Annotated in this window: 22 protein-coding genes; 9 read left to right on the forward strand and 13 right to left on the reverse strand. The window is 61.6% G+C overall.

The features are described 5' to 3' along the window. Positions 1-165 precede the first annotated feature (165 nt). On the reverse strand, positions 166-1,764 hold the full coding sequence (gene lsrK / locus LGM20_RS03075) for an autoinducer-2 kinase (RefSeq protein ID WP_044524817.1): 1,599 nt from the start codon (positions 1,762-1,764) through the stop codon (positions 166-168). A gap of 37 nt (positions 1,765-1,801) precedes the next feature. Continuing rightward, positions 1,802-2,773, reverse strand: a complete 972-nt coding sequence (gene lsrR, locus LGM20_RS03080; protein ID WP_004206105.1) for a transcriptional regulator LsrR — start codon at positions 2,771-2,773, stop codon at positions 1,802-1,804. 218 nt (positions 2,774-2,991) lie between these two features. Here lsrR and lsrA point away from each other — a divergent pair, with 218 nt between their 5' ends. Genes lsrA through lsrG form a run of 6 tightly spaced genes read left to right on the forward strand, consistent with a single transcriptional unit; the run spans position 2,992 to position 8,717 of the window. After that, positions 2,992-4,479, forward strand: a complete 1,488-nt coding sequence (gene lsrA, locus LGM20_RS03085; RefSeq protein ID WP_044524816.1) for an autoinducer 2 ABC transporter ATP-binding protein LsrA — start codon at positions 2,992-2,994, stop codon at positions 4,477-4,479. Further along, the gene (lsrC, locus tag LGM20_RS03090; RefSeq protein ID WP_023291075.1) at positions 4,476-5,510 is read left to right on the forward strand and encodes an autoinducer 2 ABC transporter permease LsrC; all 1,035 of its coding nucleotides are present in this window, start codon (positions 4,476-4,478) and stop codon (positions 5,508-5,510) included. Before lsrA ends, lsrC begins: the two co-directional genes overlap by 4 nt. After that, entirely contained in the window at positions 5,511-6,515 is a 1,005-nt protein-coding gene (lsrD, locus tag LGM20_RS03095) for an autoinducer 2 ABC transporter permease LsrD (protein WP_044524815.1), read from the forward strand. It abuts the gene before it with no gap. After that, positions 6,512-7,525: an autoinducer 2 ABC transporter substrate-binding protein LsrB gene (lsrB, locus tag LGM20_RS03100; RefSeq protein ID WP_004206101.1), complete on the forward strand. Its 1,014-nt coding sequence runs from the start codon at positions 6,512-6,514 to the stop codon at positions 7,523-7,525. Before lsrD ends, lsrB begins: the two co-directional genes overlap by 4 nt. Positions 7,526-7,536: 11 nt before the next feature. After that, on the forward strand, positions 7,537-8,424 hold the full coding sequence (lsrF, locus tag LGM20_RS03105; RefSeq protein WP_023291072.1) for a 3-hydroxy-5-phosphonooxypentane-2,4-dione thiolase: 888 nt from the start codon (positions 7,537-7,539) through the stop codon (positions 8,422-8,424). Further along, complete coding sequence (lsrG, locus tag LGM20_RS03110) at positions 8,421-8,717, forward strand: (4S)-4-hydroxy-5-phosphonooxypentane-2,3-dione isomerase (RefSeq protein WP_004181386.1); 297 nt, start codon at positions 8,421-8,423, stop codon at positions 8,715-8,717. Before lsrF ends, lsrG begins: the two co-directional genes overlap by 4 nt. 70 nt (positions 8,718-8,787) lie before the next feature. Here the strand turns inward: lsrG and ygjG are convergent, their stop codons facing one another. Both ygjG and LGM20_RS03120 read right to left on the reverse strand, forming a co-directional pair. Next, positions 8,788-10,167 (reverse strand): putrescine aminotransferase, encoded by a 1,380-nt coding sequence (gene ygjG / locus LGM20_RS03115; protein ID WP_023291071.1) that lies wholly within the window; start codon positions 10,165-10,167, stop codon positions 8,788-8,790. A 257-nt stretch (positions 10,168-10,424) separates the two neighbouring features. Next, a complete protein-coding gene (locus LGM20_RS03120) occupies positions 10,425-10,979 on the reverse strand; it encodes a PadR family transcriptional regulator (RefSeq protein ID WP_023291070.1) in 555 nt (184 codons plus the stop codon). A gap of 238 nt (positions 10,980-11,217) precedes the next feature. On the opposite strand from LGM20_RS03120, the gene LGM20_RS03125 reads away from it, so the two are divergent. After that, positions 11,218-11,994 (forward strand): siderophore-interacting protein, encoded by a 777-nt coding sequence (locus LGM20_RS03125; RefSeq protein WP_162823504.1) that lies wholly within the window; start codon positions 11,218-11,220, stop codon positions 11,992-11,994. A gap of 104 nt (positions 11,995-12,098) precedes the next feature. Here the strand turns inward: LGM20_RS03125 and LGM20_RS03130 are convergent, their stop codons facing one another. The 5 genes from LGM20_RS03130 to LGM20_RS26520 all read right to left on the reverse strand — a co-directional run bounded on the left by LGM20_RS03130 (position 12,099) and on the right by LGM20_RS26520 (position 17,327). Then, positions 12,099-13,748 (reverse strand): glycerone kinase, encoded by a 1,650-nt coding sequence (locus tag LGM20_RS03130; protein ID WP_044524810.1) that lies wholly within the window; start codon positions 13,746-13,748, stop codon positions 12,099-12,101. A 74-nt stretch (positions 13,749-13,822) separates the two neighbouring features. Beyond that, positions 13,823-15,244 carry a dihydroxyacetone kinase phosphoryl donor subunit DhaM gene (dhaM, locus tag LGM20_RS03135; RefSeq protein ID WP_044524809.1) on the reverse strand — a complete coding sequence of 474 codons (1,422 nt, stop codon included), beginning with the start codon at positions 15,242-15,244 and terminating at the stop codon, positions 13,823-13,825. Between the two features lie 10 nt (positions 15,245-15,254). Next, positions 15,255-15,887: a dihydroxyacetone kinase subunit DhaL gene (dhaL, locus tag LGM20_RS03140; protein WP_017899726.1), complete on the reverse strand. Its 633-nt coding sequence runs from the start codon at positions 15,885-15,887 to the stop codon at positions 15,255-15,257. A gap of 10 nt (positions 15,888-15,897) precedes the next feature. Beyond that, positions 15,898-16,968: a dihydroxyacetone kinase subunit DhaK gene (gene dhaK / locus LGM20_RS03145; RefSeq protein WP_032454135.1), complete on the reverse strand. Its 1,071-nt coding sequence runs from the start codon at positions 16,966-16,968 to the stop codon at positions 15,898-15,900. Between the two features lie 155 nt (positions 16,969-17,123). Continuing rightward, entirely contained in the window at positions 17,124-17,327 is a 204-nt protein-coding gene (locus LGM20_RS26520; protein WP_032429218.1) for a hypothetical protein, read from the reverse strand. 251 nt (positions 17,328-17,578) lie between these two features. Between LGM20_RS26520 and LGM20_RS03150 the strand changes: the two genes are divergently transcribed. After that, complete coding sequence (locus LGM20_RS03150) at positions 17,579-18,676, forward strand: glycerol dehydrogenase (RefSeq protein WP_044524807.1); 1,098 nt, start codon at positions 17,579-17,581, stop codon at positions 18,674-18,676. 101 nt (positions 18,677-18,777) lie between these two features. After that, positions 18,778-20,703, forward strand: coding sequence for a dihydroxyacetone kinase operon transcriptional regulator DhaR (gene dhaR / locus LGM20_RS03155; protein ID WP_044524806.1), 1,926 nt, complete (start codon positions 18,778-18,780; stop codon positions 20,701-20,703). On the opposite strand, the gene LGM20_RS03160 is transcribed toward dhaR, so the two are convergent. From LGM20_RS03160 to LGM20_RS03175, 4 genes are read right to left on the reverse strand one after another with little or no spacing between them, the layout of a single operon-like run. Further along, positions 20,681-21,211 carry a cob(I)yrinic acid a,c-diamide adenosyltransferase gene (locus tag LGM20_RS03160; protein ID WP_044524805.1) on the reverse strand — a complete coding sequence of 177 codons (531 nt, stop codon included), beginning with the start codon at positions 21,209-21,211 and terminating at the stop codon, positions 20,681-20,683. The genes dhaR and LGM20_RS03160 overlap by 23 nt on opposite strands. Continuing rightward, positions 21,212-21,565 (reverse strand): glycerol dehydratase reactivase beta/small subunit family protein, encoded by a 354-nt coding sequence (locus LGM20_RS03165; RefSeq protein ID WP_023291062.1) that lies wholly within the window; start codon positions 21,563-21,565, stop codon positions 21,212-21,214. 20 nt (positions 21,566-21,585) lie between these two features. Next, positions 21,586-22,749 carry a 1,3-propanediol dehydrogenase gene (dhaT, locus tag LGM20_RS03170; RefSeq protein ID WP_044524803.1) on the reverse strand — a complete coding sequence of 388 codons (1,164 nt, stop codon included), beginning with the start codon at positions 22,747-22,749 and terminating at the stop codon, positions 21,586-21,588. Between the two features lie 21 nt (positions 22,750-22,770). After that, on the reverse strand, positions 22,771-23,199 hold the full coding sequence (locus tag LGM20_RS03175; RefSeq protein WP_032454130.1) for a GlcG/HbpS family heme-binding protein: 429 nt from the start codon (positions 23,197-23,199) through the stop codon (positions 22,771-22,773). Positions 23,200-23,384 lie beyond the last annotated feature (185 nt).

The following is a 23,384-nucleotide window of genomic DNA, read 5'->3' on the forward strand; positions in this document are numbered from 1 at the left end:
CGTCGTGGAGAAAAAGGGAAAAGGGGAGTGCGGTGATTGTGATGGGATTCAAAGAACGGCGAAGCGTTGCCCCTCACCCCGGTCCTCTCCCAAAGGGAGAGGGGGAAAGCGGGCACTGAAAGTCAGGCTTCGCGCTGAACGGTTCCCTCTCCCGCCGGGAGAGGATTAGGGTGAGGGGGAAGACACAGCGCGCGGGCGGCGTTCGAGGCCCGGCGCCTGCCACATCGACGTTGTCAGCCCGCTATCGACAAGACCAAGCTGATCGGCATATACCGACTGCCATTTACTCATCATCTCCTGATACAGCTCGCGATGCTGCGGATTAGGGGTGAACTCGCGGTGCCAGCTCACTAACTTTTCTCCGGCGCTGGCCATGTCGCCGTACAGCCCGGCGCCAGCGCCGGCGGCGATGGCGCAGCCGAGGGCGGTGGCTTCGCGGACCACCGGCACCCGCACCGGCAGGCCGGTGACGTCGCTGAGGATCTGGCTCCACAGCGCTCCCTTCGAGCCGCCGCCGGCAAACACCAGGCTATCGAAAGTCACCCCGGAAAACTGCGATATCTGCGCCAGGTTGCAGGCGGAGACAATCGCCGCGTTCTCCTCCAGGGCGCGGAACAGAGTGGCTTTATTGCACTTCTCCGGATCGATGGAGAGGTTAATAAACGACGGCGCGGCGTGGTACCACTGCTTAAAGTGCATGGCGTCGGAAAAAATAGGCATCACGCCGTGGGAACCGGCGGGTACGCGGCTGGCCATCTCCTCCAGCAGCGAATAGGCATCGACGCCGAGGCGCTCGGCAATCAGCTTTTCTTCAGCGCAGAAGGCGTCGCGGAACCAGCGCATGGTCAGGCCGGTAAAAAAGCTGATGGACTCCGCCTGCGCCATGCCGGGAATGACGTGAGGATTAACGCGAATATTCATCTGCGGGTCGGTGCGCACCTGCGGCAGATTCACCACCTGCTGCCAGAAGGTGCCGCCGAGCACTGCGCTTTGTCCGGCGCGCACCACCCCGAGCCCCAGGCAGCCGAGCTGCACGTCGCCGCCGCCCATCACCACCGGCGTCCCGGCGCGCAGGCCGCTCTGCTGGGCTGCCGCTTCGGTGACGGCGCCCAGCAGCGTGCCGGTCTCTTTCACCGGCGACAGCATATCGGCGCGCAGCCCGGCCATATCCAGCAGCGCCGGACGCCAGTCGCGGCTGAACAGATCGAGCATGCCGGTGGTGCCCGCGTTTGACGGGTCGACCGCCAGCTCGCCGGAAAGCTTCGCCGCCAGCCAGTCGCTGATCATGGTGATGGTCGCCGCCTTGCGGTAGATATCGGGCCGATGGTGCGCCAGCCACAGCAGGCGCGGCATCGCGCTGAGCGCCAGCGTTTGCCCGGAGACCTCGTACACCTCGGATTCAAAACGATAGTCGTGGATCTCTTTAAGCTCCGCGACTTCGCGGCTGGCGCGGGCATCAACGTTGGCGCAGGCCCAGATGGCCTCGCCGTTGCGGTCATAGAGGACGATCCCTTCGCGCATCGAACAGCAGGCGACGGACTGAATATCGGCGGGAGAGAGCCGGGCGGCGTCGAGCGCCTGGCGAAAGCACTGGCAGGCCAGCTGCCAGTTGGTGGTAAGGTCGAACTCCATCGAGCCGGGGACGTTATCGACGCTCAGGTGTTTCCATTCGGCCTGGCCCACCGCCAGCTGGCGGCCATTGAGATCGAAAATGACCGCCCGAATGCTGCCGGTCCCGGCATCTAACGCTAACAGGTAACTCATGACATGCGCCTCGCTGTTGTCGCGCGGCGCCGGGCCTTCAGGAGGCCAGTGCGAGCACCGCGCGTGCTGTTGTCTCTTCCGTTACCAGGCCATTAATCCGCTTGCCAATCAGAGCGGCATGAATCGCCTGCGCTTTTTGTTCTCCTCCGGCGACGCCGACGATGGTCGGCAGCTGCGCCAGCTCATCCAGGGTCACGCCGAGCAGTTCCCGATGGATCTCCAGCCCCTCTACCGGCCGGCCGTCGGCCTGCAGGAAATAACCTAAAATGTCGCCGACCGCCCCTTTGCGGGCGTACATCAGCTGTTCGCCCTCGCTGATATAGCCGGAGCGCAGAATGGTCGCGTCGCGCCGCTGATCGATAGCGCCAATGCCAACCACCGCCGCGTCCGCCGCCGTCGCCGCCAGCATCACATCGCGCACGCTGGATTCGCGGCGCAGGATTTCGGCGACCTCCGCCGACGAGACCCGCAGCGGCGCCGGAATAATGCTCACGCTGCAGGCGGCATCCAGCTGACCGATGCCGGTCATATAGGGGCCGACGCCGCCGGAGAGGGTCACCAGCCGCACCTGCTGCGAGCCGATAAAGCCGCTGAGATGCTGCAGGCAGCTCATGGTGGCTTCGCCGAAGCCGACCGCCAGCAGCTGTCCCGGTTGCAGAATCCCCATCAGCGACTGCGCCGCGCCTATCCCCAGCCGGGTATTCATCGGCGGGGTGTTGAGCGCCGGCAGCACGCGAGCAATCTTGAGGCCAAAGCGCTGCTGGAGTTCGCTTTCCAGCGCCAGACACCCTTCATAGCGCGAGTTGATCTGCACGCGGATCACCCCGGACTGGCGACCTTTCTCCAGCAGGCGGGAAATCTTCAGCCGCGGCAGCCCCAAACGCTCGCCGATGTCGTTTTGCGTCAGGCCGTCGTGGTAGTAACACCACGCCACCCGCGCCACCAGCTCTTCCTCGGCTAACGCCAGCCCGGCGTAGCGATGGTCTTCCGTAATGCGTTTTTCGCTCATAAATTGAACTCTTATAAAAATTTAGATCATATGTTCGCTATTGCGCGGCCGGAAAGTGTGAGCCGACTGGCAAAACGGATCTTTCCTCTCTGGCCCCTTTTTTCCGGACGATCTAAAGCGCCAAACTGTGATCTTCGCACGGTTGTAAATATAGTTCACCGTCTACGCTTTTGAACATTATTAAATTTAAAAATCATTTGTTCAAACGAGGCGCGACGATGAAGCCACTGCTTGAAGCTCGCCAGATCCGCAAACAGTTCTCCGGCGTTGCCGTGCTGAAGGGCATCGACTTTACGCTATGCGCGGGCCAGGTGCATGCGCTGATGGGGGGCAACGGCGCGGGTAAATCGACGCTGATGAAGATCATCGCCGGCGTCGAAACCCCGGATAGCGGTGAACTGACGATCGGCGAACGCGCGTTTGCGCGCCTTAACCCGGCGCTGGCCCACCAGCTGGGCATCTATCTGGTGCCGCAGGAGCCGATGCTGTTTCCCAACCTCAGCGTGCGCGAGAACATTCTCTTTCGTCTGCCGAAGCGGGCGGATACCGCCGCGCGGCTGCAGGAAAAACTGCAGCAGCTGAACTGCCAGATCAACCTGGACGCCAGCGCCAGCACGCTTGAGGTAGCCGATCAACAGATGGTCGAGATCCTGCGCGGCCTGATGCGCGAGGCGCGGATCCTGATCCTTGATGAACCCACCGCCTCTTTAACGCCGGGCGAAACGGAAAGGTTGTTTCAGCAGATCCGGGCATTGCAGGGGCTCGGCGTGGGGATCGTCTTTATCTCGCACAAACTGCCGGAAATCCGCCAGCTTGCCAGCCATGTGTCGGTGATGCGCGATGGGGCGGTAGTGCTCAGCGGCGAAACGGCGGGCTACGGCGACCAACAGCTTATCAGCGCCATGACGCCGGCCAGCCGCGACCATGCGCTGAGCGACACGCAAAAGCTGTGGCTGGCGCTGCCGGGCAACCGCCGCACCCAGGCGCAGGATTTTCCCGTTTTGCGGGTGGAGGATCTCACCGGCGAAGGTTTTATCGATCTCAGTCTGGAGATCCGCGCCGGGGAGATCGTCGGCCTCGCCGGGCTGGTGGGATCCGGGCGCACCGAATTTGCCGAAACCTTATACGGCCTGCGTCCGCCGCGCGCCGGGCGGATCTGGCTGGAGAACCGCGAGATTAGTCAGGAGAGCACCCACGCCAGGCTGGCCAGCGGGCTGGTCTATCTACCCGAAGACCGCCAGGTCTCCGGGCTGTTTCTCGATGCGCCGGTGCGCTGGAACACGGTGATGTTCAATCAGCCGTCGTGGTGGCAGCAGGGGAAACGGGAGGCGGCGGTGGTCGAACGCTATCACCGGGCGCTGGGGATCAAGCTGGCCGATGGCGATCAGCCGGTGCGTACCCTCTCCGGCGGCAACCAGCAGAAGGTGCTGCTGGCGCGCTGTCTGGAGGCTAACCCGCTGCTGTTGATCGTCGATGAACCGACGCGCGGCGTGGATGTCTCCGCCCGCGCCGATATCTATCAGTTGCTGAAAAGCGTTGCCGCGCAAAATGTGGCGGTGCTGATGATCTCCAGCGATCTGGATGAGTTCGTTGGCCTGGCCGACCGGGTGTTGGTGATGCATCAGGGCCGCTACAGCGGCGAACTGGCGCGGCAGGCGTTGACCGTCGATCGCATGATGACCCTGGCCTTTGGAGGGCAGGCATGAAAACGTTACTCAAGAATCGCGAACTGAGCGCCTTCTTCGCCATCGTGGCGCTGTTTGCCGTGCTGGTGGCGCTCAATCCGGCCTATTTCAGCCTGCAGACGCTGGCGATGATTTTCGCCAGCTCGCAAATCCTGTGCCTGCTGGCGCTGGGGGCAACGCTGGTGATGCTGACTCGCAATATCGACGTGTCGGTGGGCTCCACCGTTGGCCTGAGCGCCATCGCCGTTGGGGTGGCGCTGAACAACGGCTACGGGCTGGCGACGGCGATCGCCTTCGCGCTGGCGATTGGCGCGCTGGCCGGGGCTTTTAACGGCCTGCTGGTGGTGGGGCTGCGCATTCCGGCGATCGTCGCCACCCTCGGCACGCTGGGGTTGTATCGCGGGGTGATGTTGCTGTGGACCGGCGGGAAATGGATCGAAGGCTTGCCCGATAGCCTGAAATCGCTCTCGGAGCCGCTGTTTATCGGCGTCTCGCCGCTGGGCTGGCTGGTGCTGGCGCTGCTGCTGGCGGGCGCATGGCTGCTGTCGCGCACCGCCTCTGGGCGTGATTTCTATGCCGTTGGCGATAACCTCGCCGCTGCCCGCCAGCTGGGCGTGGCGGTCAACCGCACGCGGATGCTGGCCTTTACCCTCAACGGTATGCTGGCGGCCTGCGCCGGGATCGTCTTCGCCGCGCAGATTGGCTTTGTGCCCAATCAGACCGGCAGCGGCCTGGAGATGAAAGCCATCGCCGCCTGCGTGCTGGGCGGGATTTCGCTGCTCGGCGGCACCGGCACCCTGCTCGGCGCGTTTCTCGGCGCCTTCTTCCTCACCCAAATCGACACCGTGCTGGTGCTGTTCCGCCTTCCCGCCTGGTGGAATGATTTTATCGCCGGCCTGGTCCTGCTCGGGGTGCTGGTCCTTGATGGCCGCCTGCGCCAGGCGCTGACCCGCCATCAGCGGGCGCTGAAGTACAGCCGTTTCCAGCCCGGCAACAAAGGGGGCAAACAGGTTGCCCGCTTTCCCGAACGCAAAAGCAAAGAGGTGGCGTAAATGAAGCTGAAGCTTAACTGGGAAAGCGCGCTGCTGGCGTTGTTAGTCGTGGAAATCCTGCTGTTCGGCGCGCTGAATCCGCGCATGCTGGATCTCAATATGCTGCTCTTTAGCACCAGCGACTTTATCTGCATCGGCATCGTCGCGCTGCCGCTGACGCTGGTGATCATCAGCGGCGGGATCGATATTTCGCTGGGCTCGACCATCGGCCTGTGCGCCATCGCCCTCGGGGTGATGACCCAGGCGGGCTGGCCGCTGTGGCTGGCGGTGTCGCTGACGTTGCTGCTGGGGCTGCTGTGCGGGTTAATCAACGCCGCGCTGATCCACTACACCGGCATCAGCCCGCTGGTGATCACCCTCGGGACGCTGTATCTGTACGGCGGCGGCGCGCTGCTGCTTTCCGGCATGGCCGGCGCCACCGGCTATGAAGGGATCGGCGGCTTTCCCGACAGCTTCACCGCCTTCGCCAATTTAACCCTGGGCGGGCTGCCGCTGCCGCTGGTGCTGTTCGCGTTCATCACCTTTCTCTTCTGGCTGCTGGCCCATCGCGGGCGCTTTGGCCGCCATCTTTTTTTACTCGGGCAAAACCCGCGCGCCGCCCGCTATGCGGCGCTGTCGGTCAACGGCATCCCGTATGTGCTGTATGGCCTGGTCGGTATTGCCTCGGCGGTCGCGGCGCTGGTGATGGTCTCCTATTTCGGCTCTGCGCGTTCGGATTTAGGCCGTGACCTGCTGATGCCGGCGCTGACCGCGGCGGTGCTCGGTGGGGCCAATATTTACGGCGGCTCGGGATCGATACTGGGTACCGCGCTGGCGGCATTGCTGGTGGGGTATCTGCAACAGGGTTTACAGATGGTCGGCATCCCCAACCAGGTGTCGAGCGCGCTGTCAGGGGCGCTGTTGGTTGTGGTGGTGATGGGGCGTTCGCTGAGCCTGCACCGTGAATGGGTGCGCGCGACCTGGCGGCGTCTTTTCTCGCGTAAAACAATCGGAGCACAACAATGAAAACAAAACGTATCCTGCAGGTCAGCGCGCTGGCGCTGGCGATGAGCGTGGCAACCGCGCAAGCGGCGGACCGCATCGCCTTTATACCTAAGCTGGTCGGCGTGGGCTTCTTTACCAGCGGCGGCAACGGCGCGAAAGAGGCGGGGAAAGCGCTGGGCGTGGATGTCACCTATGACGGCCCCACCGAGCCCAGCGTCTCCGGCCAGGTGCAGCTTATCAACAACTTCGTCAACCAGGGCTACAACGCGATTATCGTCTCAGCCGTCTCACCGGACGGCCTGTGTCCGGCGCTGAAGCGGGCGATGCAGCGCGGGGTGAAAGTCCTGACCTGGGATTCCGATACCAAGCCGGAGTGCCGCAGCATCTATATCAATCAGGGCACGCCGCAGCAGCTCGGCGGCCTGCTGGTGGAGATGGCGGAAAAGCAGGTGACGAAGCCCGCTGCCAAAGTGGCGTTTTTCTACTCCAGCCCGACGGTGACCGACCAGAACCAGTGGGTGAAGGAAGCCAAAGCCAAAATCGAAAAAGAACATCCGCAGTGGCAAATCGTCACCACCCAGTTTGGCTATAACGATGCCACCAAATCGTTGCAAACCGCCGAGGGGATCTTAAAAGCGTATCCCGATCTTGACGCCATTATCGCGCCGGATGCCAATGCCCTGCCGGCGGCGGCGCAGGCGGCGGAAAACCTCAAGCGCCAGGGCGTGGCGATCGTCGGCTTTAGTACCCCCAACGTGATGCGCCCGTACGTGGAGCGCGGCACGGTGAAAGCCTTTGGCCTGTGGGATGTGGTTCAGCAGGGCAAAATTGCGGTTAACGTCGCCGATCGTCTGCTGAAAAAGGGCGATCTTAACGTCGGCGACAGCGTTGAGGTGAAAGATATCGGCTCGCTGAAGGTCGAACCGAACAGCGTGCAGGGCTACCAGTATGAGGCGAAGGGCAACGGTATCGTGCTGCTGCCGGAGCGCGTGGTGTTCAGCAAAGAGAACATCAATAACTACGACTTCTGACGGAGGATGAGATGGCTGATTTAGACGATATCAAAGAGGGCAAGGACTTCGGCCTCGACCGCCCGCAGCAGAACACGCTGTATACCCTGAAAGGCTGCGGCTCGCTGGACTGGGGCATGCAGTCGCGGCTGGCGCGCATTTTTAATCCGCACAGCAACCGCACGGTCATGCTGGCCTTCGATCATGGTTACTTCCAGGGACCCACCACCGGGCTGGAGCGCATCGATCTCTCTATCGCGCCGCTGTTCGAGGAAACCGACGTGCTGATGTGCACCCGCGGCGTACTGCGCAGTCAGGTGCCGGCCGCGACCAACAAACCGGTGGTGCTGCGCGCCTCCGGCGGCAACTCGATCCTCAGCGAACTTTCCAACGAGTGCGTGGCGGTGGCGATGGAAGATGCGCTGCGCCTGAACGTCTGCGCAGTGGCGGCGCAGGTCTATATCGGCAGCCAATACGAACATCAGTCGATCAACAACATCATCAAACTGGTGGACGCCGGCAACCGCTACGGTATGCCGGTACTGGCGGTGACCGGCGTCGGCAAAGAGATGACCCGCGATGCGCGCTACTTCTCGCTGGCCAGCCGGATTGCCGCCGAAATGGGGGCGCAGTTTGTGAAGACCTATTTCGTTGAGGAAGGCTTTGAAAAAGTGACCGCCAGCTGCCCGGTGCCGATCGTCATCGCCGGGGGCAAAAAGCTGCCGGAGCATGAGGCGCTGGAGATGTGCTGGCGGGCGATCGACCAGGGGGCGTCCGGGGTGGATATGGGGCGCAATATCTTCCAGTCCAGCGCCCCGCGCGCAATGCTGAAGGCGGTGAAAAAGGTGGTGCATGAGAATCTGAACGCGCGCGAAGCGTACCAGTTCTGGCAGGAAGAGAAACAGGGAGAGCGGAAATGAATGTGACGCTGGTGGAGATCAATATCAAACCCGAGCGGGTGGATGAGTTTCTCGAGGTGTTCCGCGCCAACCACGAAGGGGCGCTGCGGGAGCCGGGCAACCTGCGCTTTGATGTTCTGCAGGATCCGGAGGTGAAGACCCGCTTTTTTATCTACGAAGCCTATAAAGACGATGAAGCGGTGCTGGCGCACAAGAAGACCCCGCACTATTTAGCCTGCGTCGAAAAGCTGGAAGAGATGATGTCGCAGCCGCGGCAGAAGCGCAGCTTTATCGGCCTGCTACCGCAGGTGTGAGGGAAATCCAGAGCAGAAGATAATCCCGGTCCTCTTCCATTGGGAGAGGACCGGGGGGAGGGGCAGTTTATTACGCCTCTTCAACCGAGACGCGCAGGGCCGCCAGCGCCTTACGCGCCGCCTTCAGCACCTGCTCGCACTGCTCAAGGGTGAGGGTCAGCGGCGGTTCAACGCGGATCGTCTTGGCGTTGTTTAACGTCCCGGCGACCAGCACCCGCTGTCTGAACATCTCGCTGGCAAAGTCGTAGCCAATCTCGTTATCGACAAACTCGATGGCCATCAGCATGCCTTTCCCGCGCACTTCATTCACCAGGTCCGGATACTCCTGCGCCAGCAGGCGGAAACCGTCCAGCAGCATATCGCCTTTCTGCGCCGCCTGCGCCGGCAGGTTTTGCGTCAACAGCACGTTGATGGTCGCCAGCGCCGCCGCACAGGCCAGCGGGTTGCCGCCGAAGGTCGTGGTGTGCAGGAACGGGTTGTCGAACAGCACCGAGAAGACCTCTTCCGTCGCCACCGTCGCGCCGATCGGCATCACGCCGCCGCCGAGCGCTTTCGCCAGACACAGAATGTCGGGCTGAACGTTCTCATGCTCGCAGGCGAACATCTTGCCAGTGCGGCCCATGCCGGTCTGCACTTCGTCGAGGATCAGCAGGGCGCCAAACTCGTCGCACAGCTTACGCACCGCCGGCAAATACCCCGTCGGCGGCAGGATCACGCCCCCTTCGCCCTGAATCGGCTCAAGGATCACCGCCGCGACGTCGTCGCCGGTTTTCTTGCACTCGCTCAGCATGGTGCGCATGGCGTTGATATCGCCGAACGGCACATGGCGGAAGCCCGGCAGCAGCGGCATAAACGGTTTGCGGAAAGTCGACTTGGCGGTGGCCGACAGCGCGCCCAGCGATTTGCCGTGGAAGGCGCCGCTGGTGGCGATGAAGGTGAATTTACCGCGCGGCGACTGATAGGCTTTCGCCAGCTTGATGGCCGCCTCTACCGATTCGGTACCGCTGTTGCAGAAGAAGCTGTACTTCAGTTTGCCGGGCGTTAAGGCCGCCAGGGTTTTCGCCAGCATCGCGCGTAGCGGATCCAGCAGTTCCTGACTGTGAAGCGGTTGTTTCGCGAGTTGATTCTCGACGGCGGATACCACAACTGGATTACGGTGCCCTACATTGAAGATGCCAAACCCGCCAAGGCAGTCGATAAACTCCTGTCCCTGGGTGTCGACAAGCGTATTTAACCCTCCCGCTTGCCACTCTACGGCTCCGTAATCCCCGCCGGCTGTGACCGATTTTCGATACTCTAAAAACCCCGGATTCACATGCTCTTTAAAGTATTCTCTGACCTCCTGGTTAAGTGCTTTCATTTCCTCATGGTCAAGCGTGCGCTTTTCAATGAGATTCAGTGCGTGTGCGCTGCAGGCCAGAGCCGATGCGCTGGAAGGTAACCTGTTCAAAATGTGCTCCTGGGGCGGACGTATCACACGATACTGGATTAAGTATTGCAGGGATTACGCCAGTTCGGCAGAAGCGGTGAAAATCGGGATAAATGCAAAGTAAAAGACGAAATGTGTAAAATTTAATCTCATGGCGCCATTATTGGCACGTTTTATTCCTGAGCTGACGAGATTTTCTGCCTTGCGGCGTTGAGCGGCACGATCCGTCGTGGTGCGGGCTGCCCCAGCGCGGGGCAGCCGATGGTGAGAAAGGAGGCTTAGTCGAGCTGGGAGATCTCCATCGCCGCCCGGTCGATAATGCCGATGATCTGCTTGAGCTGGGCGGCGCTGCTGGCCTGCTGGTTCACTTTCAGGTCGAGGACCGCTTTGAAATTCTCCAGCGCGCGCTTCATCTGCGGATCGCGGCGCAGCTCGCAGCCGACCATCCGCGCCTGCAGACGCTCCTGGATATGGGCCAGATGCTCCTGGTTCTCCGCGTGCAGCTGTTTCCCCTCTTCGCTGATGACGATTTTTTTGCGTCCGTTGTCGTCTTCCACGCTGATGAGACCCTGGTCCTGGAGCAGATCCAGCGTCGGGTAGATCACCCCCGGGCTGGGACTGTAGTTCCCCTGGGTGAGGGTTTCGATCTCTTTGATCAGCTCATAGCCGTGGCTGGCGCTGCGGCTGAGGATGTCCAGAATAATCAGCCGCAGTTCGCCGTGGCCAAAGAAACGCTGGCGACGTCCGCCGCCGCGACGGCCATGGTCGCCGTGTTCGCTGGGGTCACCGTGGCGCCCGCGCGGCCCACGCCCGTCTTCATGATGATGTCGCATGGTTACCTCCTGCTATGTTTTGATATATCTAATTTATATCTAAAAAATGAATTCTCGCAATGCTGGTTGTGATTTATTTTTTAATTTGTTGATATTTATCTGTTTATTTCTGATGCTGGTATTTTAATGCGGTTTGTTTTGACTATATCAAAAAAAGACTTGCATTCTTTTTAGATGGCAATCATTATCATTTGCATCGAGTTTAGATATATCTATTTACTGTTCACGAAGGCGATCGATGATGACAAAAACCAAAGCAGACAAGTACCCGCAGCGTGTCCGCAATGAGCTGCGTTTCCGTGAGCTGACGGTGCTGCGCGTGGAGCGCGCAGGCGCGGCTTTCCAGCGCATCGTGCTGGGAGGCGAGGCGCTGGAAGGTTTCGTTTCCCGCGGCTTTGACGACCACACCAAGCTTTTCTTCCCGGAGCCGGGCGCGGCGTTTGCCCCGCCGCAGGTGACCGAGGAGGGGATTGACTGGGGCGAGGGCGTGCGGCCTGCTACCCGCGACTATACGCCGCTGTACGATGCCGAACGCCATGAGCTGGCGTACGACTTCTTTATCCACGACGGCGGAATCGCCAGCCGCTGGGCGCTGGAGGCAAAAGCGGGCGATAAGCTGGTGATCGGTGGTCCGCGCGGCTCGCTGGTGGTGCCGGAGGATTACGCCTGGCAACTGTATGTCTGCGATGAGTCCGGTATGCCGGCGCTGCGTCGTCGTCTGCTGGGTTTGCGTCAGCTGGCGGTGACGCCGCAGGTGACGGCCATCGTCACTATCGCCGATGCGTCATATAAAGATTATCTGGCGGATCTCGACGGCTTTAACATCGAGTGGGTGGTGGGCCACCATCCGGCGTTCGTCGCCGAGCGTCTGGCGCAGGTGAGGGTGCCGGCGGAGGATTATTTCATCTGGCTGACCGGCGAAGGCGCGGTGGTGAAATCGCTGCTGGCGCGCTTTGAGGATGAGAGCATCGATCAGCAGCTGGTGCGCTCGCAGGCGTACTGGCACAGCAAGTAAAAAGCCATCGTGGTCAAACCCGGATAGCGGCGCGTAGCGCCTTATCCGGGCTACGGTTGGCGCCGATTTGTAGCCCCGGTAAGCACAGCGCCACCGGGGAAGGCTTATCGTTCCGCCAGCGCTTTAAACACCATCGCTACCGCGTGGGCGCCGGGGTCCATGTTGCCGAGCAGGCTGTCGCTGTTGAGATAGGACGCTCGTCCGGCGCCGGCTTTGCCCGACTGGCAAGTGCGATCCGCGCCGGCCTGCGCCGCGGCAAAAGCGGCCTGCAGGTTCTCCGGTTCGGCGAGCAGCGCCGCCAGCGCTGGCTGCAGCGCGTCGATCATTGTCCGGTCGCCTTCCTCGGCGCCGCCGTAAAATTTCATCTGCTCCAGACCGGCGTTCAGCGCCTCGGCCACGCTGGCGCCGTGCCCCAGCTTCTGCCCGGCAGCGGTGAAGAAAATCGACATCAATACCCCGCTGGAGCCGCCCATCACCACCGTCAGGCGTTCGCCCGTGAGCGCGAACAGCGTGGGCAGATCGTTCAGCGGCAGCTGCTGGCGCTGCAGCAGGTCGGCAATCTCACGCGCCCCGGCGGCGAAGGTGGAGCCGGTATCGCCATCGCCCACTTTGGCATCCAGCGCGTTGAGATGGTCTTCAAGCCCGACGAGGGTGCCGGTCACCTGGGCCACGTAATCACCCACCTGCGGGTTGGCCGAAGGCGTAAAGTCGACGCGCGGGCTGGCGAGAGTGGACGGCATGATGTTAACCGTCCGCGGCTGCACCGGCCGCGGCCAGCCGGCGGTTTCCACATCCGCCAGCAGCGCTTTCTCAATACTCTCTTCCAACACGATGGCGCTCAGCGAGAAACCCTTCATATCCAGGGCCGTCACCAGCGAGGCCGGGCCAATCAACCAGTCAACGCGCGCCTGCAGCGGCGTGTTGGCCAGTTCGCGGGTCAGGATCGCCATTTCGGCCACCGACACGCCGCCGAGATTATTGAGCATCACCGCCAGACGGCCGGTTTCCGGCAGGGCAGCGGTCAGTTTTTCCACCATCAGGTTGACGATTTCCGCACTGTTTTGCGTGGCGATGGTGGAGGCGCCAGGTTCGCCGTGGATGCCCATTCCCAGCTCGGCGTGGCCGGCCTGATGGCGCGGCGCGCTGTCCGCCTCCTGCGGCAGATGGCAGCTGGCCAGCGCCACCCCGATGCTGGCGGTGTGGTTGGCGGCGTACTGCGCTTCGCGCAGTACGGTGGCGAGATTGTAGCCGCGCTCGGCAAAATAGCCCGCCACCTTATGGACGAACAGCGTACCGGCGATGCCGCGCGGCTGTTTGTTTTCCGGCAGCGAAATGTCGTCGCCGACGATCAGCATTTCCACGTTGTAGCCGAGACGGCGCGCTTTCTCCGCCGCGAGGCCGAAGTTCAGCCGGTCGCCGGTATAGTTTTTTACGATCAGCAGGCAGCCCGCCTCGCCGGTCACCGCCTGAATGGCGGTAAGCACCGCGTCGACGCTCGGCGAGGCGAACAGATCGCCACAAACCGCGGCGGTCAGCATGCCTTTACCAATAAAGCCGACGTGCGCCGGTTCGTGGCCGGCGCCGCCGCCGGCGATCACCGCCACGTTGTTTTTATTCAGGTCGCGACGGACCACCACCCGGATCGCCGGGTCGCTCTCCAGCCGGGCGAGGTTGTTCCACGGACTGGCGATGATGGTTCCCTCAATCACATCGTTGACGAGGCTGGCGCGCTGGTTAAAAAAGAATTGAGACATAGTGGTTCCTGAAGAGTAAGCGAAAACTCACCCTCCGGAGGCAGGCCTCCGGAGCGGTAACGGACAAAGTGGATTTAGTAACGGATAAGGCGCTGGCGGCGCATATCGAGCGCGATGGGCTCGCCGGGCTGCACGCTGTTCAGCGCCTCGCCCTGCTGACATAGCCAGGCGATCCCCGCCGCGCGGGCGATAATCGCGCCGTGGGCCTGTTCGCTGCCGTCGCGCAGGCACAGGCCTTTCACGCGGCTGGCATCCAGTTGCAGGACGGCCGACGGGAACATGTTGTCAGCGATAATAATGGTCGGCTCGCCGGGCGTCGGCAGCGTTTCCTGCACGTCCTGCAGATGGCGCAGGGTGCGCTGCAGAATATCTTCGATATCGATATAGCGCGCCTGGAGATAGGGGTCATCCAGCTGGCGATACTGCTGGCTGAGCTCCATCAGCACCTGATGCCACGCCCATTCCGCCGAGCACGGCTCGGTGAGCAGACGATCGTTGGCGGCATCAAACAGATCCTCATCGTCGAGCAGGGTGTGGTGCCCGGCGAAAATCGCCGCGATATCGGCGTTAAATTTATTCTCCGCCAGCTCGGTCAGGGCAGTGAGATCCGCCAGCGTCTGGTCGATAGCCCGGCGCAGCCGCTGCTGCTCGCGGGCGACATCGGCGGCGGCCGGGCGGACCGGCTGGATCAGGGCCAGCGGATAGCGCAGCGCGATGCCTTCGACGCGCTCGGGGGCGGCCTGGGCCGCTGCCGGTTGCGCCGCAGGCGATTCGCCGAAGTTATCGGCGGCCAGCGCCTGAAACGCCGCCAGCGCCGCATCGGCCTCTGGCCCGCGGGCCAGCAGGCGCAGCTTATCGTTGCGCCGCACCTGCAGCAGGGCGATTTGGTTGAGGCTGTCCGGTTTGACGCACTTCCCGTTTTTCTCCAGCAGCAGATCGGCGTTAAAGCCCGCCAGCGCGGCGACCAGCTTCGACGCCGGACGCACGTGCAGGCCGTTGTGGTTCTGTATGACGACCGCAAGCGACTTGCTGTCGCCATCGTCGGCAAGCGTCGGCGCCGGGGCGGCGTCAGGGGTTGGCGAAGGTAAACCCAGCTGGATCCGTTTGGCCTCCAGGGCGTTCATGGCGTCGGCGATCACTTTGTCGATCCCGGCGCCGGAGGCGGCGCTGACGGTGGCCGCCAGCGTCCCCTCCACCAGCGGCGCGGCGCACAGCCGCACCTTCGCGGCAATCGCCGGATCGAGCAGGTCGAGGGCGGTCTCGGCGCTGAGCAACGCGCTGCCGATATCCATCATCACCAGCACGTGGTCGGTATCGGCGACGGATTCGATCGCTTCCATGACCTTGATCGGATCGGTGCCGATCGGGCTGTCTGGATCGTCGATCCCGGCGGCGATCGCCAGCTTGCAGCCGTCGTTGATTAACATCTGCCGGGCCAGTTCTCCGACACCTTCGCCCAGCCGGGCGCTATGAGAAACAATAACCAGGTTTACCATCGCGATTTCCTTACTCTTTGGCCGCGGCGGCCAGCATCTGCATCATAAACATCACTGACGTGGCGCCCGGATCCTGATGGCCGATGCTGCGTTCGCCAAGGTAGCTGGCGCGGCCTTTGCGCGCCTGCATGGTGATGGTGCTGTGGGCGCCGGCCTCCGCTGCTTTGCAGGCGGCATCCAGCGCGGCGGCGATCGACAGATGCTGCTCGCTGGACTGGCGCAGGGAGTCCACCACCGGCAGCCAGACGTCGCACATGGTTTTATCCCCTGGCTCCGCTTTACCGCGGTTGACGACGCCGTCCGCGCCTTCGCGGATCATCAGGTACAGTTCGTCGAGGGTCAGGCTCTGGTGGGCCTGAGTGACCTGCGCGGCGCGAATGAAGAAGGTGCCGAACAGCGGGCCGCTGGCGCCGCCGACGTTGGAGAGCAGCGTCATGCCGGTGTTTTTGAGGATAAAGCCAATATCTTTATCGGCAATCGACGGCAGCTTTTCCACCACCTTGCTGAACCCGCGGTGCATATTCAGGCCGTGGTCGGCATCGCCGATCTCTTTATCGAGGCCGGTGAGAAAATCGCTCTCTTTGGTGAAGATATCGCCGCAGCGGTACAGCCAGTCGACGATTTGCGTTCTGTTCAGTGACATGTCGTGCTCCTTAGTTTCCCCAGTTCAGCGCCGGGGTATGAACCGGGGCGTCCCATAGCGCCAGCGTCTCATCATCCGCTTTCAGCAGGGTGATGGAGAAGCCCGCCATATCCAGCGAGGTGCAGTAGCTGCCGACGAGGTTGCGTTCGATGATGATGCCGGACGCTTCACAGCGCTGGGCGAGCCGGTGATAGACGCCGTACAGTTCGGACAGCGGCGTGGCGCCGAGGTTATTGACCATGGCGATGACCCGGTCGCCGTTTTGTAGCGCGGTTTTGCTCTGCTTCACTTCCTGCCACGCGCCCTTAACGGTATCCCACTGGCGCAGCGTGCGGCTGTAGGCGCCATTCTCCAGCAGGGTATCGAACATCTCATCGACGGTTTGGTCCAGCGAGCTGAAGCGACGGCGGTCGATGCCCGGCTCGCCGTGAATGCCGACGCCGAACTCCATTTCATCGTCCTGCAGGGTAAAGGAGGGTTGTCCGGCGGCCGGTACGGTGCAGGCGCCGAGGGCGATGCCAATGGAGTGGCCGAGATTATTCAGGCGGCGCCCCAGTTCAGCGCAGGCCTCCAGCGAATCGCCGCGCTCGGCGGCGGCGCCGACCAGTTTTTCGATCAGAACGGTATTGGCGACGCCGCGGCGGCCTGCGGTATAGAGACTGTCTTTCACCGCCACGTCGTCGTCGACCACCACGGTGGTGACTTTTATGCCGCTCTCATGCAGCAGCTCGGTGGCGGTTTCGAAGTTCAGGATGTCGCCGGTGTAGTTTTTGATAATCAGCAGGACGCCTTCGCCGCCGTCAATCTGCATCGCGCATTCGAACATTTTATCCGGCGTCGGCGAGGTGAAGATTTCCCCCGGGCAGGCGCCAGAGAGCATCCCCTGGCCGATATAGCCGCAGTGCATTGGCTCATGGCCGCTGCCGCCGCCGGAGAGGAGGGCGACCTTGCCGGCCACCGGCGCGTCGGCGCGGGTGACGTACAGCGGGTCCTGGTGCAGGGTCAGCTGCGGGTGGGCTTTAGCCAGCCCCTGTAATTGTTCATTCAGTACATCTTCAACACGGTTAATCAGCTTTTTCATTATTCAGTGCTCCGTTGGAGAAGGTTCGATGCGGCCTCTCTGCTGGCGGAGGCGGTCATCGCGTAGGGGTATCGTCTGACGGTGCAGCGTGCCTGGCGATATGATGATTCTGGCTGAGCGGACGAAAAAAAGAATGCCCCGGCGATCGGGTTTCATTACGAAACATCACCTGCTGATTTTGTTTCTTTATGGAACGTTTTTGCTGAGGAAACGGTGAAAATGCGAGCTGGCGCGCTTTTTTTCCTCTGCCTTAAGCGCCGGTCATCGCGGCTGGCGCAGCGGGCTGAAAAAAATTTTTTGCTAAATTTCCCCCGGCTGTGGGGAAAAAGCCTGCCGCTAAAGGGGGATAGTAAGGGAATTATGCGGCAGAGGAGCGGATCGGGATCGCAATCCTGACGAAGAGTAGGGTTTTTTGTTCCAATATGGAACGTAAAAATTTAACCTGTGTTTCATATCAGAACAAAAAGGCGAAAGATTTTTTTGTTCCGTGCCGGCCCTACAGTGATCGCACTGCTCCGGTACATTCCGTTGAGGCCGCGCTTTACCGGCCGGCGCGGATAACGCCAGGGCTCATCATGTCTACATGCGCACTTATTTGAGGGTGAAAGGAATGCTAAAAGTTATTCAATCTCCAGCCAAATATCTTCAGGGTCCTGATGCTGCTGTCCTGTTCGGTCAATATGCCAAAAACCTGGCGGAGAGCTTCTTCGTCATCGCTGACGACTTCGTGATGAAGCTGGCGGGGGAGAAAGTGGTGAATGGCCTGCAGAGTCACGATATTCGCTGCCATGCGGAACGGTTTAATGGCGAATGCAGCCATGCGGAAATTAACCGCCTGATGGCGATTTTGCAAAAACAGGGCTGCCGCGGCGTGGTTGGCATCGGCGGCGGTAAAACCCTCGATACCGCGAAGGCGATCGGTTACTACCAGAAGCTGCCGGTGGTGGTGATCCCGACCATCGCTTCGACCGATGCGCCGACCAGCGCGCTGTCGGTGATCTACACCGAAGCGGGCGAGTTTGAAGAGTATCTGATCTATCCGAAAAACCCGGATATGGTGGTGATGGACACGGCGATTATCGCCAAAGCGCCGGTACGCCTGCTGGTCTCCGGCATGGGCGATGCGCTCTCCACCTGGTTTGAGGCCAAAGCCTGCTACGATGCGCGCGCCACCAGCATGGCCGGGGGGCAGTCCACCGAGGCGGCGCTGAGCCTGGCCCGCCTGTGCTATGATACGCTGCTGGCGGAGGGCGAAAAGGCCCGTCTGGCGGCGCAGGCCGGGGTGGTGACCGAAGCGCTGGAGCGCATCATCGAAGCGAACACCTACCTCAGCGGCATTGGCTTTGAAAGCAGCGGCCTGGCCGCCGCCCACGCGATCCACAACGGTTTCACCATTCTGGAAGAGTGCCATCACCTGTATCACGGCGAGAAAGTGGCCTTCGGCACCCTGGCGCAGCTGGTGCTGCAGAACAGCCCGATGGACGAGATTGAAACCGTGCTGAGCTTCTGCCAGCGCGTCGGCCTGCCGGTGACCCTCGCGCAGATGGGCGTCAAAGAGGGGATCGACGCGAAAATCGCCGCGGTGGCGAAAGCCACCTGCGCGGAAGGGGAAACCATCCACAATATGCCGTTTGCGGTGACCCCGGAGAGCGTGCACGCCGCTATCCTCACCGCCGATCTGTTAGGCCAGCAGTGGCTGGCGCGTTAATTCGCGGTGGCTAAACCGCTGGCGCCGGTCGGCGGTCTTTCTTTCTCCCCTCTGGCAGCGGCTGCCGGAGGGGTTCTCTATGGTAAAACGCGGAAAACAGTATGACTGTTCAGACTCAGGATACCGGGAAGGCGGTCTCTTCCGTCATCGCCCAGTCATGGCATCGCTGCAGCAAGTTTATGCAGCGCGAAACCTGGCAAAAACCGCACCAGGCCCAGGGCCTGACCTTTGACTCGATCTGTCGGCGTAAAACCGCGCTGCTGACCATCGGTCAGGCGGCGCTGGAGGACGCCTGGGAGTTTATGGACGGTCGCCCCTGCGCGCTGTTTATCCTTGATGAGACCGCCTGTATTCTGAGCCGCTGCGGCGAACCGCAAACGCTGGCGCAGCTGGCTGACCTGGGGTTTCGCGACGGCAGCTACTGCGCGGAGAGCATTATCGGCACCTGCGCGCTGTCGCTGGCCGCGATGCAGGGGCAGCCGATCAACACCGCCGGCGATCGGCATTTTAAGCAGGCCCTGCAGCCATGGAGCTTTTGTTCGACGCCGGTGTTCGATAACCACGGGCGGCTGTTCGGCTCTATCTCGCTTTGCTGTCTGGTGGAGCACCAGTCCAGCGCCGACCTCTCCCTGACGCTGGCCATCGCCCGCGAGGTGGGCAATTCCCTGCTCACCGACAGCCTGCTGGCGGAATCCAACCGCCACCTCAATCAGATGTACGGCCTGCTGGAGAGCATGGACGACGGGGTGATGGCGTGGAACGAACAGGGGGTACTGCAATTTCTCAATGTTCAGGCGGCGAGACTGCTGCATCTTGATGCCCAGGCCAGCCAGGGAAAAAATATCGCCGATCTGGTGACCCTGCCGGCGCTGCTGCGCCGCGCCATCAAACACGCCCGCGGCCTGAATCACGTTGAAGTCACCTTTGAAAGCCAGCACCAGTTTATCGACGCGGTGATCACCTTAAAACCGATTGTCGAGTCGCAAGGCAACAGCTTTATTCTGCTGCTGCACCCGGTGGAGCAGATGCGGCAGCTGATGACCAGCCAGCTGGGCAAAGTCAGCCACACCTTTGAGCAGATGTCAGCCGACGATCCGGAAACCCGGCGGCTGATCCACTTTGGCCGCCAGGCGGCGCGCGGCGGCTTTCCGGTACTGCTGTGCGGTGAAGAGGGGGTGGGGAAAGAGCTGCTGAGCCAGGCCATCCACAATGAAAGCGAGCGGGCGGGCGGCCCCTACATCGCCGTCAACTGCCAGCTGTATGCCGACAGCGTGCTGGGCCAGGACTTTATGGGGAGCGCCCCCACCGATGATGAAAATGGCCGCCTGAGCCGCCTTGAGCTGGCCAACGGCGGCACCCTGTTTCTGGAAAAAATTGAGTATCTGGCGCCGGAGCTACAGTCCGCCCTGCTGCAGGTGATTAAGCAGGGAGTGCTTACCCGGCTCGACGCCCGCCGCCTGATCCCGGTGGATGTGAAGGTGATCGCCACCACCACCGTCGATCTGGCCAACCTGGTGGAACAGAACCGCTTTAGCCGCCAGCTGTACTATGCGCTGCACTCATTCGAGATCGTCATTCCGCCGCTGCGCGCCCGGCGCAACAGTATCCCGTCGCTGGTGCATAACCGGCTGAAAAGCCTGGAGAAGCGTTTCTCTTCCCGGCTGAAAGTGGACGATGACGCGCTGGCCCAGCTGGTGGCCTACTCGTGGCCGGGAAATGATTTTGAGCTTAACAGCGTGATAGAGAACATCGCTATCAGCAGCGATAACGGCCACATTCGCCTGAGCAACCTGCCGGAATATCTCTTTTCCGATCGACCGGGGGCCGATAGCGGCTCATCGCTGCTGCCGGCCAGCCTGACCTTTAGCGCCATCGAAAAAGAGGCCATTATCCACGCCGCCCGGGTGACCAGCGGGCGGGTGCAGGAGATGTCGCAACTGCTGAATATCGGCCGCACCACCCTGTGGCGCAAAATGAAGCAGTACGATATCGACGCCAGCCAGTTCAAGCGCAAGCATCAGGCCTAGTCTCCTCGATACGCGCCATGGAGAACAGGGCGTCCGACAGACGATTGCTGTAGCGTTTGAGCGCGTCGCGCAGAGGGTGCGAGCGGTCCATGGCCGTCAGCAGACGTTCCAGCCGACGGGCCAGGGTGCGCGCCACGTGCAGCTGGGCGGAGGCGAGATTCTTCCCCGGGATCACAAACTGTTTCAGGGGGCCGCTTTCGGCCATATTGCGGTCGATAAGTCGCTCCAGGGCGGTGATCTCCTCCTCGCCGATCGTCTGGCTCAGGCGGACCAGGCCCCGCGCATCGCTGGCCAGTTCCGCCCCCAGCGCGAACAGCGTCTCCTGAATCTGATGCAGACTTGCCCGCAGCCCGGCGTCGCGGGTGGTGGCGTAGCAGACGCCCAGCTGGGATATCAGTTCATCGACGGTGCCGTAGGCCTCGACGCGAATATGGTCTTTCTCGATGCGGCTGCCGCCGTACAGGGCGGTGGTGCCTTTATCTCCGGTGCGGGTATAGATACGGTACATTCAGCTTCTCTCACTTAACGGCAGGACTTTCACCAGCTGCCCGGCGTTGGCGCCGAGCGTACGCAGATGATCGCGGCTATCGGTGACGTGCCCGGTCGCCAGCGGCGCGTCCGCCGGCAGCTGGGCATGGGTTAGCGCGATCTCGCCGGCTGCGCTGAGCCCAATGCCCACCCGCAGCGTCGAGCTTCTGGCCGCCAGGGCGCTCAGCGTATCGGCGTCACCGCCTTCGTCGCAGGATACGGTCTGGCAGGGGACCCCCTGCTCCTCCAGCCCCCAGCACAGCTCATTGATGGCGCAGGCATGGTGCCCGCGCGGATCGTAAAACAGGCGTACGCCCGGCGGTGAAAGCGACATGACGGTCCCCTCGTTAACACTCAGAATGCCTGGCGGAAAATCGCGGCAATCTCCTGCTCGTTGCCCTTACGCGGGTTCGAGAACGCGTTGCCGTCTTTCAGGGCCATCTCCGCCATGTAAGGGAAGTCGGCCTCTTTCACCCCCAGATCGCGCAGATGCTGCGGAATCCCGATATCCATCGACAGACGCGCGATGGCGGCGATAGCTTTTTCCGCCGCGTCGAGGGTCGACAGTCCGGCGATATTTTCGCCCATCAGTTCGGCGATATCGGCGAATTTTTCCGGGTTGGCGATCAGGTTATAGCGAGCCACGTGCGGCAGCAGGACGGCGTTGGCCACGCCGTGCGGCATGTCGTACAGCCCGCCCAGCTGATGCGCCATGGCGTGCACATAACCGAGGTTGGCGTTATTGAAGGCCATCCCGGCCAGCAGAGAGGCGTAGGCCATGTTTTCCCGCGCCTGAAGATTGCTGCCGAGGGCGACGGCCTGGCGCAGGTTGCGGGCGATGAGGCGGATCGCCTGCATGGCGGCGGCGTCAGTCACCGGGTTGGCGTCTTTAGAGATATAGGCCTCTACGGCGTGGGTCAGGGCATCCATCCCGGTCGCCGCGGTCAGGGCGGCCGGTTTGCCGATCATCAGCAGCGGATCGTTGATGGAGACCGACGGCAGGTTGCGCCAGCTGACGATCACAAACTTCACTTTGGTTTGGGTGTTGGTCAGGACGCAGTGGCGGGTGACCTCGCTGGCGGTGCCGGCGGTGGTGTTGACCGCGACGATGGGCGGCAGCGGGTTGGTCAGGGTCTCAATCCCGGCATACTGATAAAGATCGCCCTCATGGGTGGCGGCGATGCCGATGCCTTTGCCGCAGTCGTGCGGGCTGCCGCCGCCCACGGTGACGATAAGGTCGCACTGCTCGCGGCGAAACACGGCGAGACCGTCGCGCACGTTGGTGTCTTTCGGGTTCGGCTCGACGCCGTCAAAGATCGCCACCTCGATACCGGCCTCTCGCAGATAATGCAGAGTTTTATCCACCGCGCCATCTTTTATCGCCCGCAGGCCTTTGTCGGTAACCAGCAGGGCTTTTTTACCCCCCAGCAGCTTGCAGCGGTCACCGACCACGGAAATAGCGTTGGGACCAAAAAAGTTAACGTTTGGCACCAGATAATCAAACATACGATAGCTCATAATATACCTTCTCGCTTCAGGTTATAATGCGGAAAAACAATCCAGGGCGCACTGGGCTAATAATTGATCCTGTTCGACCGTACCGCCGCTAACGCCGACGGCACCAATTATCTGCTGGTTTAAAATAACCGGCAGGCCGCCGCCAAAAATAATGATTCGCTGTTGATTGGTCAGCTGCAGACCATACAGAGATTGTCCGGGCTGAACCGCTGGCGTAATTTCATGGGTGCCTTGTTTCAGGCTGCAGGCGCTCCAGGCTTTATTCAGCGAAATATCGCAGCTGGAGACAAAGGCTTCGTCCATCCGCTGGACAAGCAGCGTATTGCCGCCGCGGTCAACCACGGAAAATACCACCGCTACGTTGATCTCATTAGCTTTTTTCTCCACTGCCGCCGCCATTTTCTGGGCGGCGGCCAGGGTGATAGTCTGAATGTGTTGGCTCTTGTTCATGATTATCTCCCGCGCCAGGGTAATGCTGACGCGAATAGTCAGTAGGGGGCGAAAGTAAAAAAACTATCGCCACGCGGTTGGCTTAATTTATTTTTCTCAGCGTTATTTTGTCGCCCGCCATGATTTAGTCAACAGGTCTAAAAAGGCTTCGGAAAAACGCGGTGGCGGGCTTTTTTTATTAATTG

Origin of the sequence: Klebsiella quasipneumoniae subsp. quasipneumoniae (assembly GCF_020525925.1) — a bacterium.
GTDB classification, from domain to species: Bacteria; Pseudomonadota; Gammaproteobacteria; order Enterobacterales; family Enterobacteriaceae; genus Klebsiella; species Klebsiella quasipneumoniae.

Bases quoted from the DNA above. Each gene is read 5' to 3' on its own strand.
- lsrK (WP_044524817.1), bottom strand. From the start codon at position 1,764: ATGAGTTACCTGTTAGCGTTAGATGCCGGGACCGGCAGCATTCGGGCG.
- lsrR (WP_004206105.1), bottom strand. From the start codon at position 2,773: ATGAGCGAAAAACGCATTACGGAAGACCATCGCTACGCCGGGCTGGCG.
- lsrA (WP_044524816.1), top strand. From the start codon at position 2,992: ATGAAGCCACTGCTTGAAGCTCGCCAGATCCGCAAACAGTTCTCCGGC.
- lsrC (WP_023291075.1), top strand. From the start codon at position 4,476: ATGAAAACGTTACTCAAGAATCGCGAACTGAGCGCCTTCTTCGCCATC.
- lsrD (WP_044524815.1), top strand. From the start codon at position 5,511: ATGAAGCTGAAGCTTAACTGGGAAAGCGCGCTGCTGGCGTTGTTAGTC.
- lsrB (WP_004206101.1), top strand. From the start codon at position 6,512: ATGAAAACAAAACGTATCCTGCAGGTCAGCGCGCTGGCGCTGGCGATG.
- lsrF (WP_023291072.1), top strand. From the start codon at position 7,537: ATGGCTGATTTAGACGATATCAAAGAGGGCAAGGACTTCGGCCTCGAC.
- lsrG (WP_004181386.1), top strand. From the start codon at position 8,421: ATGAATGTGACGCTGGTGGAGATCAATATCAAACCCGAGCGGGTGGAT.
- LGM20_RS03120 (WP_023291070.1), bottom strand. From the start codon at position 10,979: ATGCGACATCATCATGAAGACGGGCGTGGGCCGCGCGGGCGCCACGGT.
- LGM20_RS03125 (WP_162823504.1), top strand. From the start codon at position 11,218: ATGATGACAAAAACCAAAGCAGACAAGTACCCGCAGCGTGTCCGCAAT.
- LGM20_RS03130 (WP_044524810.1), bottom strand. From the start codon at position 13,748: ATGTCTCAATTCTTTTTTAACCAGCGCGCCAGCCTCGTCAACGATGTG.
- dhaM (WP_044524809.1), bottom strand. From the start codon at position 15,244: ATGGTAAACCTGGTTATTGTTTCTCATAGCGCCCGGCTGGGCGAAGGT.
- dhaL (WP_017899726.1), bottom strand. From the start codon at position 15,887: ATGTCACTGAACAGAACGCAAATCGTCGACTGGCTGTACCGCTGCGGC.
- dhaK (WP_032454135.1), bottom strand. From the start codon at position 16,968: ATGAAAAAGCTGATTAACCGTGTTGAAGATGTACTGAATGAACAATTA.
- LGM20_RS03150 (WP_044524807.1), top strand. From the start codon at position 17,579: ATGCTAAAAGTTATTCAATCTCCAGCCAAATATCTTCAGGGTCCTGAT.
- dhaR (WP_044524806.1), top strand. From the start codon at position 18,778: ATGACTGTTCAGACTCAGGATACCGGGAAGGCGGTCTCTTCCGTCATC.
- LGM20_RS03160 (WP_044524805.1), bottom strand. From the start codon at position 21,211: ATGTACCGTATCTATACCCGCACCGGAGATAAAGGCACCACCGCCCTG.
- LGM20_RS03165 (WP_023291062.1), bottom strand. From the start codon at position 21,565: ATGTCGCTTTCACCGCCGGGCGTACGCCTGTTTTACGATCCGCGCGGG.
- dhaT (WP_044524803.1), bottom strand. From the start codon at position 22,749: ATGAGCTATCGTATGTTTGATTATCTGGTGCCAAACGTTAACTTTTTT.
- LGM20_RS03175 (WP_032454130.1), bottom strand. From the start codon at position 23,199: ATGAACAAGAGCCAACACATTCAGACTATCACCCTGGCCGCCGCCCAG.